This window comes from Pseudomonas sp., assembly GCF_002796985.1.
Taxonomy (GTDB): Bacteria; Pseudomonadota; Gammaproteobacteria; order Pseudomonadales; family Pseudomonadaceae; genus Pseudomonas.
Map to the genome: position 1 here is coordinate 402,166 of NZ_PEKX01000002.1, position 18,281 is coordinate 420,446.

Consider the following 18,281-nt stretch of genomic DNA (forward strand, 5'->3'; position numbering starts at 1 on the left):
CACTTGGCCCTTTAGCAACAGTGCCGTCGCAATCGCTCCCTAGCATGGACCTCGTTCCTTCACGCCACGGCTCACGCGGCGTGGACCACAAGAAAACGAGGTACCGCCATGCATCCCACCGTCGCCGGCACGCCGCTCAGCGTGCGCCACATCCGCAAGCGCTTCGGCCAGTTCGTTGCCCTCGACGGCGTGTCGCTGGACGTCAAGGCCGGTGAACTGGTCTGCCTGCTCGGCCCCTCCGGTTGCGGCAAGACCACCCTGCTGCGCTGCATCGCCGGGCTGGAGCAGCAGGACGACGGCACCTTGCACCTGGGCCCGCGCGATGTATCGAAGCTGCCCCCGCAGGCGCGTGACTACGGCATCCTGTTCCAGTCCTACGCGCTGTTCCCCAACCTCACGGTGGAACAGAACATCGCTTACGGCCTCAGCTGCACCACAAAGAATGCCAGCAAGGAAGAAGCCCGCCGCCGCGTCGCCGAGATGCTCGAACTGGTCGGCCTGACCGGCAGCGAGAAGAAATACCCCGGCCAGCTCTCCGGCGGCCAGCAGCAGCGCGTCGCCATGGCCCGTGCGCTGGCGCCGAGCCCCTCGTTGCTGCTGCTCGACGAGCCCATGTCGGCGCTGGACGCCCGCGTGCGCGAACATTTGTGCGGCGAGCTGCGCCAACTGCAGAAGAGCCTGGGCATCACCACCGTGATGGTCACCCACAACCAGGACGAGGCCATGCTGATGGCCGACCGCATCGCGGTGATGAACCACGGGCGCATCGAGCAGTACGGCACCGCCCAGGCCATCTACAGCAGCCCGAGCACACCCTTCGTCGCCGAGTTTGTCGGCCAGGGCAACTGGCTGCCCTTCGAGCGCGGCATTGACGGTCACGCTCGTGTCGGCGGCCTCAACTTGCGTTTGCACAGCCAGGCGCCGAGTGCATCGGGACGGCTGTTCTGCCGCCCGGAAGCGATCAGCGTGAACCCCGCCGTGCACCAGGAAAACCTGTTCCGCGCGCAGATCCGCGAGATCACCTTCCTTGGCAACCGCTGCCGCATGAGCTTCGAGCTGGAACAACTGCCGGGCCACGCGCTGCTCGCCGAGCTGGCGCCCGAGGACATGCCGCGCCTGGGCACCCCGGATATCTGGGTGTCGCTGCCGCCCCGCAGCCTGCAGGTGTTCGCCTGAGATGGAAGCCGTGGTGAAACGCAGCCCGGCGCTGTCCGCCGGCAAGATTCGCGGCGATCTGGGTGATCGCCTGTTCGTCCGTGGCGGCAAATACCTGCTGCTGCTCCTGCTCACTCTCGCGGTACTGATGCCGCTGCTGGCCATCTTCTGGCGCGGCTTCAGCGGCGAAGCGGGGCAGGGCGGCGGCCTGGCGGCCATGGGCGAGCTGCTGCGCAGCGACAACTTCCACTGGCTGCTGGGCAACAGCCTGAAGGTCTCGCTGAGTGTGGCCTGCATCGTGGTGCCGGCGGCCTACCTGTTCGCCTATGCGCTGCAACGTACGCTGATCCCGGCCAAGGGCCTGTGGCGCGGGATTTCCCTGCTGCCGCTGCTGGCGCCGTCGATGCTGCCGGGCATCGCGCTGATCTACCTGTTCGGCAACCAGGGCCTGCTGCGCCATCTGTTGGCGGACAACATCTATGGCTTCTGGGGCATCGTCCTCGGTGAGGCCATCTACACCTTCCCCCATGCGCTGATGATCCTGCTGTCGGCGCTGTCGCTGGCCGATGCACGCCTGTTCGACGCCGCTTCGAGCATGGGGGCCGGCCCCTGGAAGGCCTTCCGCAGCATCACCTGGCCGGCTTCCCGGCAGGGTGTGTTCGCCGCCTTCTGCCTGGTGTTCACCCTGACCATCACCGACTTCGGCGTGCCGGTCGTGGTGGGCGGCGATTACCAGGTGCTGGCGCTGGAGGCCTACAAGGCGGTGGTCGGCCAGCAGCAGTTCGGCCGTGGCGCGCAGATCGGCATGATCCTGCTGCTGCCGGCACTGCTCAGTTTCGCCGTCGATACCTGGCTGCGCCGCCGCCAGGGCGACGCCATGAGCGGCCGCGCGCAGGTCTACCATCCCAAACCGTCGCGCCGCCGCGATGCCGCCTTCCTCGCCATCGTCGTGCTGATCAGCGTGGTGTTGCTGGGCGTGCTGGGCATGGCCGTGTATTCCTCGCTGGTGAAGTTCTGGCCCTATAACCTTTCGCTGTCGCTGAACCACTACGACTTCAACACCACCGCCGGCGGCGGCTGGCTGGCCTACCGCAACAGCCTGACCATGGCCACCTGCGTCGCGATCATCGGCAGTGCGCTGATCTTCACCGGCGCCTACCTGATCGAGAAGACCCGCGAGCAGCGCTGGCTGAGCCAACTGCTGCGCATGCTGTGCTTCGTGCCGATGGCCGTGCCGGGCCTCGTGCTGGGCCTGGGCTACGTGTTCTTCTTCAACCTGCCGGGCAACCCGCTGCACGTGTTCTACGGCAGCATGGCGCTGCTGGTGGTGTGCACCATTTCCCACTACCTGACCACCGCGCAGATGACCGCCACCGCCGCGCTGCGCCAGCTCGACGGCGAGTTCGAGGCCGCCGCGCTGTCGCTGAAGATGCCGCTGTGGCGCCACTACCTGCGCGTCACCGTGCCGATCTGCCTGCCGGCGCTGCTGGACATCACCCGCTACCTGTTCGTCTCGGCGATGACCACGGTCTCGGCGGCGATCTTCCTCTACAACCCCGACACCATCCTCGCCGCCGTCGCCGTGCTGAACATGGACGACTCCGGCAACGTCGGCGGCGCCGCTGCCATGTCCACCCTGATCCTGCTCACCTCCGCCGCCGTGTCGCTGCTGCTGGCCGGCGCCTCGCGCGGCCTGTTGCGCCGCTCCCAGGCCTGGAGGACGGACGCGAACCTGTAACACCGCTGGACGCTGTCGCCCCCGTCAGTACGAGGGCTCAACCCCTGACAAAACCCCGCACCTCGCGGGAGAAAAACACTGCCAAGGAGCTCCACATGTTCAAACGTCTTGCCCTCGCCGCCGCTGTGGTCGCCGGTTTCGCCGCACAGGCCCATGCCGCCGACACCGAGCTGACCGTCTATACCGCCCTGGAACCGGAGCAGCTGACCGCCTACAAACAGGCCTTCGAAGCCGAGAACCCGGACATCAGGATCAAGTGGGTGCGCGACTCCACCGGCATCGTCACCGCCAAGCTGCTGGCCGAGAAGGATCGCCCGCAGGCCGACGCCGTCTGGGGCCTGGCCGCTTCCAGCCTGGCCATCCTCGACCAGCAGGGCATGCTGGAGAAGTACGCGCCCAAGCACCTGGACGCCATCGGCAAGAACTACCGCGACCCGGCCAACCCGCCGGCGTGGGTCGGCATGGATGTCTGGGCCGCGACCATCTGCTTCAACACCGTCGAGGCCGAGAAGCTGGGCCTGGAGAAGCCGGTGAGCTGGCAGGACCTGACCAAGCCCGAGTACAAGGGCAAGATCGTCATGCCCAATCCGGCTTCCTCGGGCACCGGCTTCCTCGATGTCTCCGCCTGGCTGCAGACCTTCGGCGAGAAGCAGGGCTGGGCCTACATGGACGCGCTGCACGAGAACATTGGCCAGTACGTCCACTCCGGCTCCAAGCCGTGCAAGCTGGCCGCCGCTGGCGAGTTCCCGATCGGCATCTCCTTCGAGTACCCGGCTGTGCAGCTCAAGCGCCAGGGTGCGCCGCTGGACATCGTCCTGCCGAAGGAAGGCCTGGGCTGGGAAATCGAAGCCACCGGCATCGTCAAGGGCACCCAGCATGAAGCTGCCGCGAAGAAGCTCGCCGACTTCTCCGCCAGCCCGAAAGCCATGGAGCTGTACAAGGAAAACTTCGCCGTGCTGGCCCAGCCGGGCATCGCCAAGCCGCAGACCGAACTGCCGGCCGACTACGAACAGCGCCTGATCAAGAACGACTTCGCCTGGGCCTCGAAGAACCGCGACGAGATCCTTGCCGAGTGGCGCAAGCGCTATGACGGCAAGTCGGAAAAGGTTGCTCAGAAGTAAACTTTGACGCCGATGGCTCCCTCTCCCCAACCCTCTCCCTGAAGGGAGAGGGGGCTCTTCGCCCCGCAGGAATACCCCATGACCCACACCCACTGCGACGTCGCCATCGTCGGCGCCGGCATCCTCGGCCTCTCACACGCCTATGCCGCCGCCCGCCGCGGCCTGTCCGTGCGCGTCTTCGAGCGGACTGCCACTCCCCTGGGCGCCTCGGTGCGCAACTTCGGTCAGGCGCTGGTCACCGGCCAGCCGCCGGGCGTGATGTCGGACCTGGCCCGTGCCAGCCGGCCGATCTGGGCGCAGTGGGCGGAGGGCGCCGGGTTCTCTCTGCGGCGTAACGGCTCGCTGTTGTTCGCCCGCACTGAAGCCGAGGAACACCTGCTGGAGGCCTTCTGCGCCGGCCGCGGCAAAGAGCTGGACTACCGCGTGGGCCTGTTGCGCGGCAGCGAACTGAACGACCTCTACCAGGGCCACTTCCGCCACCATCGCGCGGCGTTGCTGGGCTTCGACGACCAGCAGCTGTATTCCCGCGAGGCGCTGCCGAGCCTGATCGACTACCTGCGCCGCGAGCACGGTGTGGCGTTCCACTTCTCCACCCTGGTGCGTGATGTCGACACCGGCGTGCTGCGCACCACGGCGGGTACCTTCACTGCCGGGCAGGTAATCGTCTGCTCCGGCCACGACTACCAGACGCTGCTGGCTGAGGTCATCGCACCGCTGGCGCCGCAGGTGTGCCGGCTGCAGATGCTGCGCGCCCGCCCGCAGGTCGACCTGGGCCTCGCCCATTCGATTCTCACCGGCCTGAGCTGCGTGCATTACGGCGCTTTCTCCGACCTGCCCGAGGCCGAGGCGGTGCGCGAGCAGATTCGCCGCGAGACGCCGGAGCTGGAAGAGCAGGGCATCCACCTGCTGGTTAGCCCGACGCCCCATGGCGAGCTGATCATCGGTGACTCCCACCACTACGGCAGCGACGCGGCGCCGTTCAACGCCGAGTTCGTCGACCGGCTGATGCTGGAACTGGCCGAGGACACCCTGGGTATGCGCGTCGAGGTCATCGAGCGCTGGCAGGGCGTGTATGGCTCGCGCGGGCCGGGGCCGTTCTCGGTCTTGCAGGCTGCCGACGGCATCACCGCCGTGCTGATGCACACCGGCGTGGGCATGAGCATCGGTCCGGCGTTGGGCGAGCGCACCGTCGCGGGCCTGTTCGGCTGACACGGGGCTGTCATTTGAGGGTCACGGGCTTCTGGTAACACCAAAGGGCGGGCGTGCCTTGCTCTTCGTAGGGGCGAGCTTGCTCGCGAACAGTCCGTGCCGTGCGGGTTCGCGAGCAAGCTCGCTCCTACACGCACGTCCCACTTGCGTGCGCAGAAATCCATGAACCACAGCATCGTCCAGAGCCACCAGGATTCCGACCTGTTCGGCCTGCTTTATGGCTTCAGCTTTCGCCCCGACCAGCCGGGCCTGGAGATCGATTCGCCCACCGCCCTGCAACGCCTGCGGGAGCCGCGCGCGGCGGACGAATTCCTCTGGTTGCACCTGAACCTCGCGCATGCGGCCTGCGAGCGCTGGATGAAGTCGCACCTGGATCTGCCCGACTATTTCTTCGAGACCCTGCGCGAAGGCTCGCGCTCCACCCGCATCGAACACGTGGACGGCGCGCTGCTGGCGGTGGTCAACGACGTGGTGTTCGACTTCAGCAGCCGCATGTCCTCGGACGTTGCCACCTTGTGGGTTTGCGCCCGCGGCCGCCTGCTGGTCACCGCCCGTGCGCAGCCACTGCGCTCAGTGGACACGCTGCGCTCCTCGGTAAAGCACGGCGAGAGCTTCAATTCGCCGCTGGAACTGCTGATCCACCTGCTGCGCGACCAAGGCGAAATCCTCACCCGCATCGTCCGCGAGACCAGCATCAGCGTGGATCGCATCGAGGACCAACTACTGTCCGCGCGGCTCTCCGCCAGCCGCGCGGACCTGGGCGCCATGCGCCGTGTGCTGGTGCGCTTGCAGCGCCTGCTGGCGCTGGAGCCGGGCTCGCTGATGCGCCTGCTCAACCGCCCGCCAGTGTGGCTGACGGAGGACGACGTGCGCGTGCTGCGCGAGGCCACCGAGGAGTTCTCCCTGGTGATCAATGACCTCACCGCGCTGGGCGAACGCATCAAGCTGCTGCAGGAAGAGATCGCCGCGAAGATCAACGAGCAGAGCAACCGCACGCTGTTCACCCTCACCGTGGTCACGGTGCTGGCGCTGCCGATCAACATCATCGCCGGCTTCTTCGGCATGAACGTCGGCGGCATTCCCTTCTCCGGCGACCCGGAGGGCTTCTGGATACTCGTGGTGCTGGTGGCCAGCTTCACCGGCCTGGCCGGGCGCTGGGCGTTCCGCAAGCGCGACGATTACTAATCGAGCCCGGACATTGTTGCACCCTGTAGGAGCGCGCCCCTACAGGCCTACACCGGCGCAACCAGCCTGCGTAGGAGCGGACTCTGTCCGCGATCGATTTCCGGCTGCTCCGAGCTGGCCGGCTGCACATCGCGGACGAAGTCCGCTCCTACGCTCAGGTCGACCCCCAGCGCAGGCAAAAAAAGACCGGCTCAAAGGCCGGTCGAGGGGGAAGAAATCGTCGTCAGCGGCAGACGCGGGCGATGGCCGCCGCCAGGTGGTCGAGGCGCTCGCCGTCGAGCCCGGCAATGTTGGCGCGGCCGCTGCTCACCAGGTAGATGCTGTGCTCCTCGCGCAGGATGCGTACCTGCTCGGCCTGCAGGCCGGTGTAGGAGAACATGCCGCGCTGGATCGCGATGTGCGCGAAGCGCTCCGCCAGCCCGTGGGGGCGCAAGGCTTCCACCAGGCCGACCCGCAGCTCGGCGATCCGCCCGCGCATGCCGTCCAGTTCTTCCAGCCAGAGGTTCTTCAGTTCCGGGTCGCCGAGGATGGTCGCGACCACTTCCGCGCCATGAGCCGGCGGAGTGGACCAGAGGCTGCGGGCGAACAGCGCCAGTTGGCTGCGGATGTCGGTGAGCTTGTCGGCGTTCTCGGCGCAGACGATCAGCGCGCCAACGCGGTCGCGGTAGAGGCCGAAGTTCTTCGAGCAGGAGCTGGTGATCAGCACTTCCGGCAGGCTTTCAGCCAGCAGGCGCACGGAGTACGCATCCTCCTCCAGCCCGTCGCCCAGGCCCTGGTAGGCGAAGTCCAGCAGCGGCAGCAGTTCGCGGCGGCGGACGATCTCCAGCACGCGCTGCCACTGCTCATGATCCAGATCGAAGCCGGTGGGGTTGTGGCAGCAGGCATGCAGCAGCACCACGTCGCCCTGGGGGATTTTCTCCAGCATGGCGAACATGGCTTCCGCGTCGAGGCGGTTGTCCGCGCCGACGTAGGGGTAGTGCTTGATCGGTACGCCAGCGGCGGCGAACAGGGTCTCGTGGATCGGCCAGGTCGGGTCGCTCAGCCAGATGCTCTTGCCCGGCAGGCAATGGGCGATGAACTCCGCCGCCAGGCGCAGGGCACCGGTGCCACCGGGCGTCTGGGTGGCGTCGGCGCGCGAATCGGCCAGCAGCGGCGAGGTGACGCCCAGTACCAGCTCGCACAGGCGCGCGGCAAACAGCGCGTCACCGTGGCTGCCGACGTAGCTCTTGGTGGTTTCGCTATCCACCAGGCGCTGTTCGGCGAGCTTCACCGCGCGGGGGATCGGGGTGAGGCCCTGGGCGTCCTTGTAGACGCCCACGCCAAGGTCGAGCCGCGCGGGATTGGGGTCCGCCCGGTAGGCTTCGAGCAGGCCCAGGATCGGGTCGCCCGGTACGCGGGTAACCTTGGCGAAGTGCTTCATTTGCGTCCCTCTGCTTTCGCGGCCAGCTCGTCGGTGCGCGCGGCCATGATGAAGTCGTTGCGGTGCAGGCCCTTCAGCTCGTGGCTCCACCAGGTGACGGTGACCTTGCCCCACTGGGTCAGCAGGTCGGGGTGGTGGCCCTCTTCCTCGGCGATGGCGCCCACCGCGTTGGTGAAGGCCAGGGCGTGCCTGAAGTTCTTGAACAGGAAGACCCGCTCCAGTTCCATGTGGTTGTCGCGGACCTCGATGTTCCAGTCCGGGATCTGCTTGATCAGCACCGCCAGTTCTTCGTCGGACACCTTCGGGGCGTCGGCGCGGCAGGCTTCGCAATGGGCTTGGGTGAGTGCGGTCATGAAAGGGTTCTCCTTGTCGTGGGTGGCATAGGAGTGCGCTCGCGAACCATCTTAGGCTCGCGAGCACGTCTCATCCTAGGCACAGATGGGATCGATTGCAGCGGATCAGGCAGCCTGTTTCGGCGGAAACTTCGGCGCGTGCAGGCCCAGGTGCATGGCTTCGCGCACCAGCGCCATGATGTCTTCGTGGGCCAGCTCGAACAGGCGCTTGAGCTCGGGCAGCACGAAATACAGGGGCTGCAGGATGTCGATGCGGTAAGGCGTGCGCATGCATTCCAGCGGGTTGAAGGCCTGGTGCTCGGGCTCGCCGGAGAGGCTGTAGACCGTTTCCCTGGGCGAGGAGAGGATGCCGCCGCCGTAGATGCGCAGGCCCTGCGAGGTATCCAGCAGGCCGAACTCGATGGTCATCCAGTAGAGGCGGGCGAGGTACACCCGTTCTGCCTTGCTGGCGGCCAGGCCGAGCTTGCCGTAGGTGTGGGTGAACTCGGCGAACCAGGGGTTGGTGAGCAGAGGGCAGTGGCCGAAGATCTCGTGGAAGATGTCCGGCTCCTGCAGGTAGTCCAGCTCTTCCGGGGTGCGGATAAAGGTGGCGACGGGGAATTGCTGGCTGGCCAGCAACTCGAAGAAGGTCTGGAACGGGATCAGCGCCGGCACCCGCGCCACGCGCCAGCCGGTGGCGGCCTGGAGCACCTGGTTGACCTCGCCCAGTTGCGGGATTCGCTCATGGGGCAGGCTGAGCTGCTCGATGCCGTCCAGGTATTCCTGACAAGCGCGGCCCTCGATCACTTTCAGTTGGCGGGTGATCAGGGTATTCCAGACCTGGTGCTCGGTTTCCGGGTAGTGGATGAAACCGTGCTCGTCAGGTTGGCGGGCCACGTACTGCGTTGTCTTCATGGAGCCTCCGGCGTCGAGCTGCCTGTTCTTGTGATGACTCACAAATAGCGCGATGCGTGCCGGCAAACAGCCCCCTGGGCGCTGCGTTGGCGGGCGAGTTGCAGGGCAATCCGTAAAGAAATGATTACGGATGGCGGCGCGGGCAATCGGCCATGGCTTGAAGCTGCGGTCATCTGTCACATATTCTTGACGATAATTTCCGGCCGCCTTGCGAAAATCCGCGCCGGAGCGCCCACCACAACGACAACCACGGGCCCGCCATGCGCATCAAAGTGCACTGCCAGAACCGCGTCGGCATCCTGCGCGACATCCTCAACCTGCTGGTCGACTACGGCATCAACGTCAACCGCGGCGAGGTCGGCGGCGAGCAGGGCAACGCCATCTACCTGCTCTGCCCGAACCTCATCAACCTGCAGTTCCAGTCGCTCAAGCCCAAGTTCGAAGCGGTGCCCGGCGTATTCGGCGTCAAGCGCGTCGGCCTGATGCCCAGCGAGCGCCGCCACCTGGAGCTGAATGCGCTGCTGGCGGCGCTGGAGTTTCCGGTGCTGTCCATCGATATGGCCGGGCAGATAGTCGCGGGCAACCGCGCCGCTGCGCAGTTGCTGGGCGTACGCGTCGATGAAGTGCCGGGCATCCCGCTGTCGCGCTACGCCGAGGACCTCGACCTGCCGGAATTGGTGCGAGCCAACAAGGCGCGCATCAATGGCCTGCGGGTGAAGGTGAAAGGGGACGTGTTCCTCGCCGACATTGCGCCGCTGCAAACCGAGCATGACGAAAGCGAAGCACTGGCCGGCGCCGTGCTCACGCTGCACCGCGCCGACCGCGTCGGCGAGCGCATCTACAACGTGCGTCGCCTGGAGCTGCGCGGCTTCGACAGCATCTTCCAGAGCTCGCGGGTGATGGCTGCCGTGGTGCGCGAAGCACGCCGCATGGCGCCGCTGGATGCACCGCTGTTGATCGAGGGCGAGACCGGTACCGGCAAGGAGCTGCTGGCCCGCGCCTGCCACCTCGCCAGCCCGCGTGGACAGTCGCCGTTCATGGCGCTGAACTGCGCTGGCCTGCCCGAATCCATGGCCGAGACCGAGCTGTTCGGCTACGGCCCCGGCGCCTTCGAAGGCGCGCGCCCGGAAGGCAAACTCGGCCTGCTGGAGCTGACCGCCGGCGGCACCCTGTTCCTCGATGGCGTCGGTGAAATGAGCCCGCGCCTGCAGGCCAAGCTCCTGCGCTTCCTGCAGGACGGTTGCTTCCGCCGCGTGGGCAGCGACGAGGAGGTGTACCTGGACGTGCGGGTGATCTGCGCGACCCAGACGGACCTGTCCGAGCTCTGCACCAAGGGCGAGTTCCGCCAGGACCTCTACCACCGCCTCAACGTGCTGTCGTTGCACATCCCGCCGCTGCGCGAATGCCTGGATGGCCTGGAGCCGCTGGTGGAGCACTTCCTCGATCAGGCCAGCCGGCAGATCGGTTGTGCGCTACCCAAGCTCTCGCCGCAGGCGCTGGACCGCCTCGGCCGCTACCACTGGCCGGGCAACGTGCGGCAGCTGGAGAACGCGCTGTTCCAGGCGGTTTCGCTGTGCGAAGGCGGCACCATCCGCCCCGAGCACATCCGCTTGCCGGACTACGGTGCGCCGCATCCGCTGGGGGATTTTTCACTGGACGGTGGGCTGGATGCCATCGTTGGCCGATTCGAGAAGGCGGTGCTGGAGCGGCTCTACCGCGAGCACCCGAGCAGCCGGCAACTGGGCAAACGGCTAGGGGTGTCGCACACCACTATCGCCAACAAGCTGCGCATGCATGGGCTGGGGCACAACGAGGAGCCTTGACGTTGTGAGACGTGGGAGCGAGCGGTCTGCGAAGAGCATCCACCGGACGCGGAAAAACAAAACCCCGGCATCAGGCCGGGGTTTTTCATTCGCATTCCGTCAGCCTGCGGTCACTGCGCCGCCCGCGCGAACAACCCGGCCGCCTGCTGCATGCGGGTGATGTACTGGACGATCTCGCGCTCGGCATCGAAGCGGGTGAAGTAGGGCCCTTCGAGCGTGCCCTCACGGGTAGAGAAGAAGTACTGCCCATTGACCGAACTGATGCGGTCGCTGCGGTAGTGGGTGGCCGCCTGACTGTCGTTGACCCGTTGTCCCAACATGAACTGACCTCCCGAACCAAAGGATTAATGAGAACGAGTGTATGCCGCAAAGCCGCACAGTGCCGGGGTCGCAGGGGAATGGCGACGAACGGCGGGGTTTTGTTTCAGCAATGAAACAGCCCCGTCATCCGGCTGTTAGCCAGCCTTGTCTATGCTCAGTGTCCGGCGACAATCGTCGCTGAGCAGGGTCTCGGAAAGTTGAGTATTTTGGTTATAAGAAAATCAAAATATATTCTTTTTAATGCGTAAAGACCTTGTGCATAGTGGCTACCAACACGAACAAGGAGAGACCCATGAGCTTGCGACTTGGCGACATCGCCCCCGACTTCGAACAGGAATCCAGCGAAGGCCGCATCCGTTTCCATGAATGGCTCGGCAACAGCTGGGGCGTTCTGTTCTCCCACCCGGCCGACTTCACTCCGGTGTGCACCACCGAGCTGGGCCTGACCGCCAAGCTCAAGGATCAGTTTGCCGCCAAGGGCGTCAAGGTGATCGCCCTGTCCGTCGACCCGGTGGACTCCCACGTGAAGTGGATCGAGGACATCAACGAGACCCAGAACACCGTGGTCAACTTCCCGATCATCGCCGACGCCGACCGCAAGGTCTCCGAGCTGTACGACCTGATCCACCCGAACGCCAACGACACCCTCACCGTGCGTTCGCTGTTCGTCATTGACCCGAACAAGAAGGTGCGCCTGACCATCACCTACCCGGCAAGCACCGGGCGCAACTTCAACGAGATCCTGCGCGTCATCGACTCGCTGCAGCTCACCGACAACCACAAGGTCGCCACGCCCGGCAACTGGCAGGACGGCGACGACGTGGTGATCGTGCCCTCGCTCAAGGACGAGGAAGAGATCAAGCAGCGTTTCCCCAAGGGCTACCGCGCAATCAAGCCGTACCTGCGCCTGACGCCGCAACCGAACAAGTGACTCTCCGCTTCCCATCCGGGGAGTCACTGCGCGAGCAAACCTCGAGCGGAAATCGGGCCGGTTCGCCGGCCTGTTTTTTATCCTTCATGCGCGGACCACGCCGCGCTTTTTTATTCAAGCTCTGACTTACCCGCCAAACGGGGAGAAGACGTCAGCCCACGCCAAGGAGAACGACCATGGGTCATTCCACCTGGCGCCGCAGCCTGGCCGTCGCTCTTCTCGCGAGCCTGCCGATCGGCGCCTACAACAGCCCCGCCCAAGCCGCCGACGCAACCGCACCCGCTCCACCGAAAGAGCTGCGCCTGGATTACGCCTACTACGCACCCACCAGCCTGGTGCTCAAGCACTTCGGCTGGCTGGAGAAGTCCCTCAAGCCGCAAGGCACGCAAGTGCGCTGGGTGTTCAGCCAGGGCAGCAACCGTTCGCTGGAGTACCTCAACGCCGGCAGCACCGACTTCGCCTCCACCGCAGGCCTCGCCGCCGTGCTCAGCCGCGCCAACGGCAGCCCGCTGAAGACTGTCTACATCGCCAGCCGCCCGGAGTGGACCGCGCTGGTGGTGCCCAAGGATTCGCCGCTGAAATCCGTCGCCGATCTCAAGGGCAAGAAGATCGCCGCCACCAAGGGCACCGACCCCTACCTGTTCCTGCTGCGCAGCCTGCAGCAGGCCGGGCTGGACAAGAACGACGTGGAGATCGTCCACCTGCAGCACCCGGACGGCCGCGCCGCACTGGAGCAGGGCAGGGTGGACGCCTGGGCCGGCCTCGATCCGCACATGGCCGCCAGCGAGCGGCAGGCCGGTTCGCGGCTGCTGTACCGCAATGTCGACTTCAACAGTTACGGCGTGCTCAGCGTCACCGAGAAGTTCGAGAAGGAACAGCCGCAACTGATCAAGCAGGTCATTGCCGCCTATGAAGAGGCGCGTCAGTGGGCCGTGGCGCACCCGGAGGAGACCGCGAAGCTGCTCGCCGAGGAAGCCAAGCTGCCGCTGGAAGTGGCGAAGCTGCAACTCTCTCGCACCGACTTCAGCAAGCCGCTGCCGGGCGCCGAACAGGTGGCCGCGCTGAAGGCTGCCGCTCCGATCCTGCTGGAAGAGCAACTGGTGCGCCCGGGGACTGACGTCACCGCCGTGGTCGATCAACTGATCGCGCCGCAACTGGCCGGCGAAGTGATCGGCAAGCCCGCTGTCGCCAGGGCGGAGCAGTAGTCCATGCCACCCCAGAGCCTGCCAACCCCGAGCCTGCGCCTGGCCCGCCAGCGTCGCGGACTGAAACTGCGCTGGCCACGGCTGAGCTGGCGCGCCTGGCTGGTGCCGCTGCTGCTGTGTGCGGCGCTGGAGCTGTCGGTGCGCGTCGGCTGGCTGGCCGAGCACCAGATGCCCGCACCCAGCAGTGTCGCGCTGACCCTCTGGCAACTGGCCCAGGGCGAGCTCTGGAAGCATGTCGCCGCCAGTCTGGCGCGGGTCGCTGCCGGCTTCTTCATCGGCGCGGCGGCCGCCGTGTTGATCGGCACCTGGGTGGGCCTCAGCCAGCGTGCCGAGGCCTATCTGGAGCCAACCTTCCAGGCGCTGCGGGCCATCCCCAGCCTCGCCTGGGTGCCTTTGCTGCTGCTTTGGCTGGGCATCGACGAAACCCCGAAGATCGTGCTGATCGCCCTGGGCGCCTTCTTCCCCGTGTACCTCTCGCTGGTGGCCGGCGTGCGCAACGTCGACCGCAAGTGGGTGGAGCTGGGCCGCCTGTATCACCTGTCGCCCTTCGCCCTGGTGCGGCGCATCCTCCTGCCGGCGGCATTGCCGAGCCTGTTCACCGGCCTGCGCGGCGCGCTGAGTTTGAGCTGGATGTTCCTCGTCGCCGCCGAACTGATCGCCGCCACCCGCGGCCTGGGCTATTTGCTCAGCGATGGCCGGGAAACCTCGCGGCCAGACATCGTCATCGCCGCCATCCTGGTGCTGGCGGTGCTCGGCAAGCTCAGCGACAGCCTGCTCAAGGCGCTGGAGCAGCGCGCGCTGGCCTGGCGCGATACCTTTCTGGGCAATCGTCCTCAGGAGCAGGGAGACAACTGATGAGCGCTCTGCTGGAACTGCGTGACATCCGCAAAAGCTTCTCCGGCGTGCGAGTGCTGGACGACGTCAGCCTGAGCCTGGCGCCGGGCGAGGTGGTCAGCCTGCTCGGCCCCAGCGGTTGTGGAAAAAGTACGCTGCTGCGCATCGCTGCCGGGCTGGACGACGAGTTCGCCGGCTCGCTGGAGCGCAACCCGCTGCTGGGTTTCGGCCCGGATGGCGACACCGGTCGTGGCGGCGGTGGCGTCGGCGTGGTGTTCCAGGAGCCGCGCCTGCTGCCCTGGCTGACCGTGGCGCAGAACATCGGCTTCGCCGACGGCTGGCTGGCCGACGATCAGCGCATCGAGCACCTGCTGCGCGACGTCGGGCTGGAAGGCAAGGGCGACCTGCTGCCCAAGCAACTCTCCGGCGGCATGGCCCAGCGCGCGGCCATCGCCCGTGGCCTCTACGGGCGGCCGCAGGTGCTGCTGCTGGACGAACCCTTCAGCGCGGTGGACGCCTTCACCCGCATCCGCCTGCAGGACCTGATCCAGCAACTGGCGCTGGAGTACGACATCAGCATCCTGCTGGTCACCCACGACCTCGACGAAGCCTTCTACCTCAGCGACCGTGTCCTGCTACTGGGCGGCACCCCCAGCCGCCTGCGCCGCGAATTCCCCGTGCCGCTGCCGCGCCCGCGTGACCGCCGCGCGGTGGAGCTGGCCTTCCTGCGTGGCGAAGCGCTGACCGAGTTGCACCAGTCCCACGTCATCTGACTCTTCGCTCTGCGTAGGATGGCGTGGAGCGTAGCGATACCCATCGATCCGAGCGCGCCGGCTGGCAGCATGGGTATCGCTGCGCTCCGCCCATCCTACGAGCCCCGCGTGAAGAGGTTCGCGAGCAAGCTCGCTCCTATATTTAAAACAAAATCGCATAACTAAATGAATAAATACCATTTATTGGAATATGAGGAGGGCTGTTAAGGTCTATGCACATTGGTTAGCAGGCCGGCATTTGTACCGGCCTGATCGTTATAAGGAAGCGTGCAGATGTATGTAGTCACCCTTGCCGGCAGCCCGAGCCAGCGTTCCCGTTCCGGTGTCCTGCTGGACATCGCGCGGAACTGGCTGCACGCCCACGGTGCCGAGGTGCGCTCCTACTCCGTGCACGACTTCCCGGCGGACGACCTGCTGCACGCACGCTTCGACAGCCCGCGGGTGGTCGAGCTGATAGAACAAGTCCTGCGCGCCGACGGCCTGGTGATTTCCACCCCGGTGTACAAGGCGTCCATCGCCGGTGCGCTGAAGGTCATTCTCGACCTGCTGCCAGAGCGCGCCCTGGCACACAAGGTAGTGCTGCCCCTGGCCACTGGCGGCAGCAACGCTCACATGCTGGCGGTGGACTACGCGCTCAAGCCGGTCCTCGCCGCGTTGAAGGCCCAGGAAACCCTGCACGGCGTGTTCGCCGAGGAGCGCCAGGTGCAATACCCCGAGGGCAATACCCCGGCGCGCCTGGAACCGACCCTCGAACACCGCCTGCTGGAATCCCTGGAACAGTTCCACGGCGCCCTGGCGCGCCGGCCCAAACCCATCGACCCGAACCTGCTCAACGAACGGCTGATCAACGCCCGCTGGAGCATCTGAGCCACACCCGGAACCGGACCCAACGCAGGTGTACGCCAAGCCCCGACCCGGCAGGCGGCCACTGTGTCAAACCCACAGCTTCAAACAACTACAGGCCCTCACTGTCCCGTCAACGGGACCGCAGGTCCGGCAAGCACACTCGATAAAGGAGCACTCCATGCGGACCCTCACTTTGCGTAGTGGACTGGCGGCCCTGCTGATTGCGGCCCTGTCCTACAACGCCCAGGCAGACGAACAACCCGGTACCGTGCGTATCGGCTACCAGAAGTACGGCACCCTGGTGCTGCTCAAGGCTCGCGGCACGCTGGAGAAGCGCCTGGCCGAGCAGGGCGTCAAGGTGCAATGGACCGAGTTCCCCGGCGGCCCGCAACTGCTGGAAGGCCTCAACGTCGGCAGCATCGACTTCGGCGTCACCGGCGAAACCCCGCCGGTATTCGCCCAGGCCGCTGGCGCCGATCTGGTCTACGTCGCCCACGAACCGCCGGCACCGACCAGCGAGGCGATCCTGCTGCCCAAGGATTCGCCGATCCAATCCCTCGCCGAACTCAAGGGCAAGAAGGTCGCCCTGAACAAGGGCTCCAACGTGCATTACCTGCTGGTACGCGCCCTGGAGAAAGCCGGCCTGAAATACACCGACATCCAGCCCGTGTACCTGCCGCCGGCCGACGCCCGCGCCGCCTTCGAGCGCGGCAGCGTGGATGCCTGGGTGATCTGGGACCCGTACCAGGCCGCCGCCGAGAAGCAGCTCTCCGCCCGCACCCTGGTGGATGGCAGCGGCCTTGTGGATAACCACCAGTTCTACCTGGCGACCCGCCCCTACGCGACCAACCACCCGCAGGTGATCACCACCCTGATCGACGAAGTGCGTTCAGTGGGCGAGTGGTCGCAACAGAACCCGCAGCAGGTCACCGATCAGGTCGCGCCGCTGCTCGGCCTGCCGGCGGACATCACCTTCACCGCCGTGAAACGCCAGGGCTATGGCGCCCAGCCGATCACCCCGGAAGTCACCGCCGCGCAACAGAAGATCGCCGACACCTTCACTCAACTGAAGTTGATCCCGAAGGCGCTGAGCATCAAGGACGTGGTCTGGACGGCGCCGGCCAAGGTGGCCGCCCAGTAACCGCCCCGCTTTTCGTAGGAGCGAGCTTGCTCGCGAACCCGCCCGGCTCAAGAGCTTCCGGGAAATCCGTTCGCGAGCAAGCTCGCTCCTACAAAGGCAACACGAAACACCCGAATCCCATCATCGCGCGGCTACGCCACGCCGGCGCGCTTAACTGGAGTTACTGCGATGAGTCTGAACATCTTCTGGTTCCTGCCGACCCACGGCGACGGCCACTACCTGGGTACCGCCGAAGGCGCCCGCGCCGTGGACCATGGTTATCTGCAACAGGTCGCCCAGGCCGCCGACCGCCTCGGTTTCGGCGGCGTGCTGATCCCCACCGGCCGCTCCTGCGAGGACTCCTGGCTGGTCGCTGCCTCGCTGATCCCGGTGACCCAGCGCCTGAAGTTCCTGGTCGCCCTGCGCCCGGGCATCATTTCCCCGACCGTGGCCGCCCGCCAGGCCGCCACCCTCGACCGGCTCTCCGGCGGCCGCGCGCTGTTCAACCTGGTGACCGGTGGTGACCCGGATGAACTGGCCGGCGATGGCCTGCACCTGAGCCACGCCGAGCGCTACGAAGCCTCGGTCGAGTTCACCCGCATCTGGCGCCGCGTGCTGGAAGGAGAGACCGTCGACTACGACGGCAAGCACCTGCAGGTGAAGGGCGCCAAGCTGCTCTATCCGCCGATCCAGCAGCCGCGTCCGCCGCTGTATTTCGGTGGCTCTTCCGATGCCGCCCAGGATCTGGCCGCCGAGCAGGTCGAGCTGTACCTGACCTGGGGCGAACCGCCGGCCGCCGTCGCCGAGAAGATCGCCCAGGTCCGTGAGAAGGCTGCCAAGCAAGGCCGGACGGTGCGCTTCGGCATCCGCCTGCACGTGATCGTTCGCGAGACCAACGCCGAAGCCTGGCAGGCCGCCGACCGCCTGATCTCTCACCTGGACGACGACACCATCACCCGCGCCCAGGCCTCGCTGGCACGCTTCGATTCCGTCGGCCAGCAACGCATGGCCGCCCTGCACGGCGGCAACAAGGACAACCTGGAAGTCAGCCCCAACCTCTGGGCCGGTGTTGGCCTGGTGCGTGGCGGCGCGGGTACCGCATTGGTTGGCGATGGCCCGACCGTGGCGGCGCGCGTGAAGGAGTACGCGGACCTCGGCATCGACACCTTCATCTTCTCCGGCTACCCGCACCTGGAAGAGTCCTACCGGGTCGCCGAACTGCTCTTCCCGCATCTGGAACTGGCTCAGGCACAGGCACCGCAGGCGCGTGGCTACGTCAGCCCGTTCGGCGAGATGGTCGCGAACGACATCCTGCCCAAGGCCACGTCCGCCAGCTGACCCGTAGGGCGGATG

The 18,281-nt window shown here is 66.3% G+C and carries 17 protein-coding genes; 13 read left to right on the forward strand and 4 right to left on the reverse strand.

Annotation, left to right across the window (positions count from 1 at the left end):
* Window positions 1–108: 108 nt before the first annotated feature.
* The 5 genes from CTR55_RS02240 (at window position 109) to CTR55_RS02260 (ending at window position 6,408) form a co-directional block, all read left to right on the forward strand.
* Window positions 109–1,176: a putative 2-aminoethylphosphonate ABC transporter ATP-binding protein gene (locus CTR55_RS02240; RefSeq protein WP_296283909.1), complete on the forward strand. Its 1,068-nt coding sequence runs from the start codon at window positions 109–111 to the stop codon at window positions 1,174–1,176.
* 1 nt (window position 1,177) lies between these two features.
* Window positions 1,178–2,893 carry a putative 2-aminoethylphosphonate ABC transporter permease subunit gene (locus CTR55_RS02245; protein WP_296283910.1) on the forward strand — a complete coding sequence of 572 codons (1,716 nt, stop codon included), beginning with the start codon at window positions 1,178–1,180 and terminating at the stop codon, window positions 2,891–2,893.
* A gap of 95 nt (window positions 2,894–2,988) precedes the next feature.
* The gene (locus CTR55_RS02250) at window positions 2,989–4,014 is read left to right on the forward strand and encodes a putative 2-aminoethylphosphonate ABC transporter substrate-binding protein (protein WP_296283911.1); all 1,026 of its coding nucleotides are present in this window, start codon (window positions 2,989–2,991) and stop codon (window positions 4,012–4,014) included.
* Window positions 4,015–4,092: 78 nt separating this feature from the next.
* Window positions 4,093–5,223, forward strand: a complete 1,131-nt coding sequence (locus CTR55_RS02255; protein WP_296283912.1) for a TIGR03364 family FAD-dependent oxidoreductase — start codon at window positions 4,093–4,095, stop codon at window positions 5,221–5,223.
* A 162-nt stretch (window positions 5,224–5,385) separates the two neighbouring features.
* A complete protein-coding gene (locus tag CTR55_RS02260; RefSeq protein WP_296283913.1) occupies window positions 5,386–6,408 on the forward strand; it encodes a transporter in 1,023 nt (340 codons plus the stop codon).
* Between the two features lie 223 nt (window positions 6,409–6,631).
* Here the strand turns inward: CTR55_RS02260 and CTR55_RS02265 are convergent, their stop codons facing one another.
* The 3 genes from CTR55_RS02265 to phhA all read right to left on the reverse strand — a co-directional run bounded on the left by CTR55_RS02265 (window position 6,632) and on the right by phhA (window position 9,075).
* A complete protein-coding gene (locus CTR55_RS02265; protein WP_296283914.1) occupies window positions 6,632–7,828 on the reverse strand; it encodes an amino acid aminotransferase in 1,197 nt (398 codons plus the stop codon).
* Window positions 7,825–8,181 carry a 4a-hydroxytetrahydrobiopterin dehydratase gene (locus tag CTR55_RS02270; protein ID WP_017517211.1) on the reverse strand — a complete coding sequence of 119 codons (357 nt, stop codon included), beginning with the start codon at window positions 8,179–8,181 and terminating at the stop codon, window positions 7,825–7,827. The genes CTR55_RS02265 and CTR55_RS02270 overlap by 4 nt, the downstream gene beginning before the upstream one ends.
* Before the next feature lie 105 nt (window positions 8,182–8,286).
* Entirely contained in the window at window positions 8,287–9,075 is a 789-nt protein-coding gene (gene phhA / locus CTR55_RS02275; protein ID WP_296283915.1) for a phenylalanine 4-monooxygenase, read from the reverse strand.
* 260 nt (window positions 9,076–9,335) lie between these two features.
* Here phhA and CTR55_RS02280 point away from each other — a divergent pair, with 260 nt between their 5' ends.
* On the forward strand, window positions 9,336–10,898 hold the full coding sequence (locus CTR55_RS02280) for a sigma-54-dependent transcriptional regulator (RefSeq protein WP_296283916.1): 1,563 nt from the start codon (window positions 9,336–9,338) through the stop codon (window positions 10,896–10,898).
* Window positions 10,899–11,008: 110 nt separating this feature from the next.
* Here CTR55_RS02280 and CTR55_RS02285 read toward each other — a convergent pair whose 3' ends face one another.
* Window positions 11,009–11,218: a DUF6316 family protein gene (locus CTR55_RS02285; protein WP_296283917.1), complete on the reverse strand. Its 210-nt coding sequence runs from the start codon at window positions 11,216–11,218 to the stop codon at window positions 11,009–11,011.
* A 293-nt stretch (window positions 11,219–11,511) separates the two neighbouring features.
* On the opposite strand from CTR55_RS02285, the gene CTR55_RS02290 reads away from it, so the two are divergent.
* The 7 genes from CTR55_RS02290 to ssuD all read left to right on the forward strand — a co-directional run bounded on the left by CTR55_RS02290 (window position 11,512) and on the right by ssuD (window position 18,266).
* Window positions 11,512–12,150, forward strand: coding sequence for a peroxiredoxin (locus CTR55_RS02290; protein ID WP_045212297.1), 639 nt, complete (start codon window positions 11,512–11,514; stop codon window positions 12,148–12,150).
* 176 nt (window positions 12,151–12,326) lie between these two features.
* Entirely contained in the window at window positions 12,327–13,355 is a 1,029-nt protein-coding gene (locus tag CTR55_RS02295) for an aliphatic sulfonate ABC transporter substrate-binding protein (protein WP_296283918.1), read from the forward strand.
* A gap of 18 nt (window positions 13,356–13,373) precedes the next feature.
* Window positions 13,374–14,210: an ABC transporter permease gene (locus CTR55_RS02300; RefSeq protein WP_296283966.1), complete on the forward strand. Its 837-nt coding sequence runs from the start codon at window positions 13,374–13,376 to the stop codon at window positions 14,208–14,210.
* A complete protein-coding gene (locus CTR55_RS02305; protein ID WP_296283919.1) occupies window positions 14,210–14,962 on the forward strand; it encodes an ABC transporter ATP-binding protein in 753 nt (250 codons plus the stop codon). The genes CTR55_RS02300 and CTR55_RS02305 overlap by 1 nt, the downstream gene beginning before the upstream one ends.
* 273 nt (window positions 14,963–15,235) lie before the next feature.
* Window positions 15,236–15,829: an NADPH-dependent FMN reductase gene (gene ssuE / locus CTR55_RS02310; RefSeq protein WP_296283920.1), complete on the forward strand. Its 594-nt coding sequence runs from the start codon at window positions 15,236–15,238 to the stop codon at window positions 15,827–15,829.
* A gap of 157 nt (window positions 15,830–15,986) precedes the next feature.
* Window positions 15,987–16,949, forward strand: a complete 963-nt coding sequence (locus tag CTR55_RS02315; RefSeq protein ID WP_296283921.1) for a sulfonate ABC transporter substrate-binding protein — start codon at window positions 15,987–15,989, stop codon at window positions 16,947–16,949.
* A 168-nt stretch (window positions 16,950–17,117) separates the two neighbouring features.
* Window positions 17,118–18,266, forward strand: a complete 1,149-nt coding sequence (ssuD, locus tag CTR55_RS02320) for an FMNH2-dependent alkanesulfonate monooxygenase (protein WP_296283922.1) — start codon at window positions 17,118–17,120, stop codon at window positions 18,264–18,266.
* The last annotated feature ends 15 nt before the right edge of the window (window positions 18,267–18,281 follow it).

Bases quoted from the DNA above. Each gene is read 5' to 3' on its own strand.
- CTR55_RS02240 (WP_296283909.1), top strand. From the start codon at position 109: ATGCATCCCACCGTCGCCGGCACGCCGCTCAGCGTGCGCCACATCCGC.
- CTR55_RS02245 (WP_296283910.1), top strand. From the start codon at position 1,178: ATGGAAGCCGTGGTGAAACGCAGCCCGGCGCTGTCCGCCGGCAAGATT.
- CTR55_RS02250 (WP_296283911.1), top strand. From the start codon at position 2,989: ATGTTCAAACGTCTTGCCCTCGCCGCCGCTGTGGTCGCCGGTTTCGCC.
- CTR55_RS02255 (WP_296283912.1), top strand. From the start codon at position 4,093: ATGACCCACACCCACTGCGACGTCGCCATCGTCGGCGCCGGCATCCTC.
- CTR55_RS02260 (WP_296283913.1), top strand. From the start codon at position 5,386: ATGAACCACAGCATCGTCCAGAGCCACCAGGATTCCGACCTGTTCGGC.
- CTR55_RS02265 (WP_296283914.1), bottom strand. From the start codon at position 7,828: ATGAAGCACTTCGCCAAGGTTACCCGCGTACCGGGCGACCCGATCCTG.
- CTR55_RS02270 (WP_017517211.1), bottom strand. From the start codon at position 8,181: ATGACCGCACTCACCCAAGCCCATTGCGAAGCCTGCCGCGCCGACGCC.
- phhA (WP_296283915.1), bottom strand. From the start codon at position 9,075: ATGAAGACAACGCAGTACGTGGCCCGCCAACCTGACGAGCACGGTTTC.
- CTR55_RS02280 (WP_296283916.1), top strand. From the start codon at position 9,336: ATGCGCATCAAAGTGCACTGCCAGAACCGCGTCGGCATCCTGCGCGAC.
- CTR55_RS02285 (WP_296283917.1), bottom strand. From the start codon at position 11,218: ATGTTGGGACAACGGGTCAACGACAGTCAGGCGGCCACCCACTACCGC.
- CTR55_RS02290 (WP_045212297.1), top strand. From the start codon at position 11,512: ATGAGCTTGCGACTTGGCGACATCGCCCCCGACTTCGAACAGGAATCC.
- CTR55_RS02295 (WP_296283918.1), top strand. From the start codon at position 12,327: ATGGGTCATTCCACCTGGCGCCGCAGCCTGGCCGTCGCTCTTCTCGCG.
- CTR55_RS02305 (WP_296283919.1), top strand. From the start codon at position 14,210: ATGAGCGCTCTGCTGGAACTGCGTGACATCCGCAAAAGCTTCTCCGGC.
- ssuE (WP_296283920.1), top strand. From the start codon at position 15,236: ATGTATGTAGTCACCCTTGCCGGCAGCCCGAGCCAGCGTTCCCGTTCC.
- CTR55_RS02315 (WP_296283921.1), top strand. From the start codon at position 15,987: ATGCGGACCCTCACTTTGCGTAGTGGACTGGCGGCCCTGCTGATTGCG.
- ssuD (WP_296283922.1), top strand. From the start codon at position 17,118: ATGAGTCTGAACATCTTCTGGTTCCTGCCGACCCACGGCGACGGCCAC.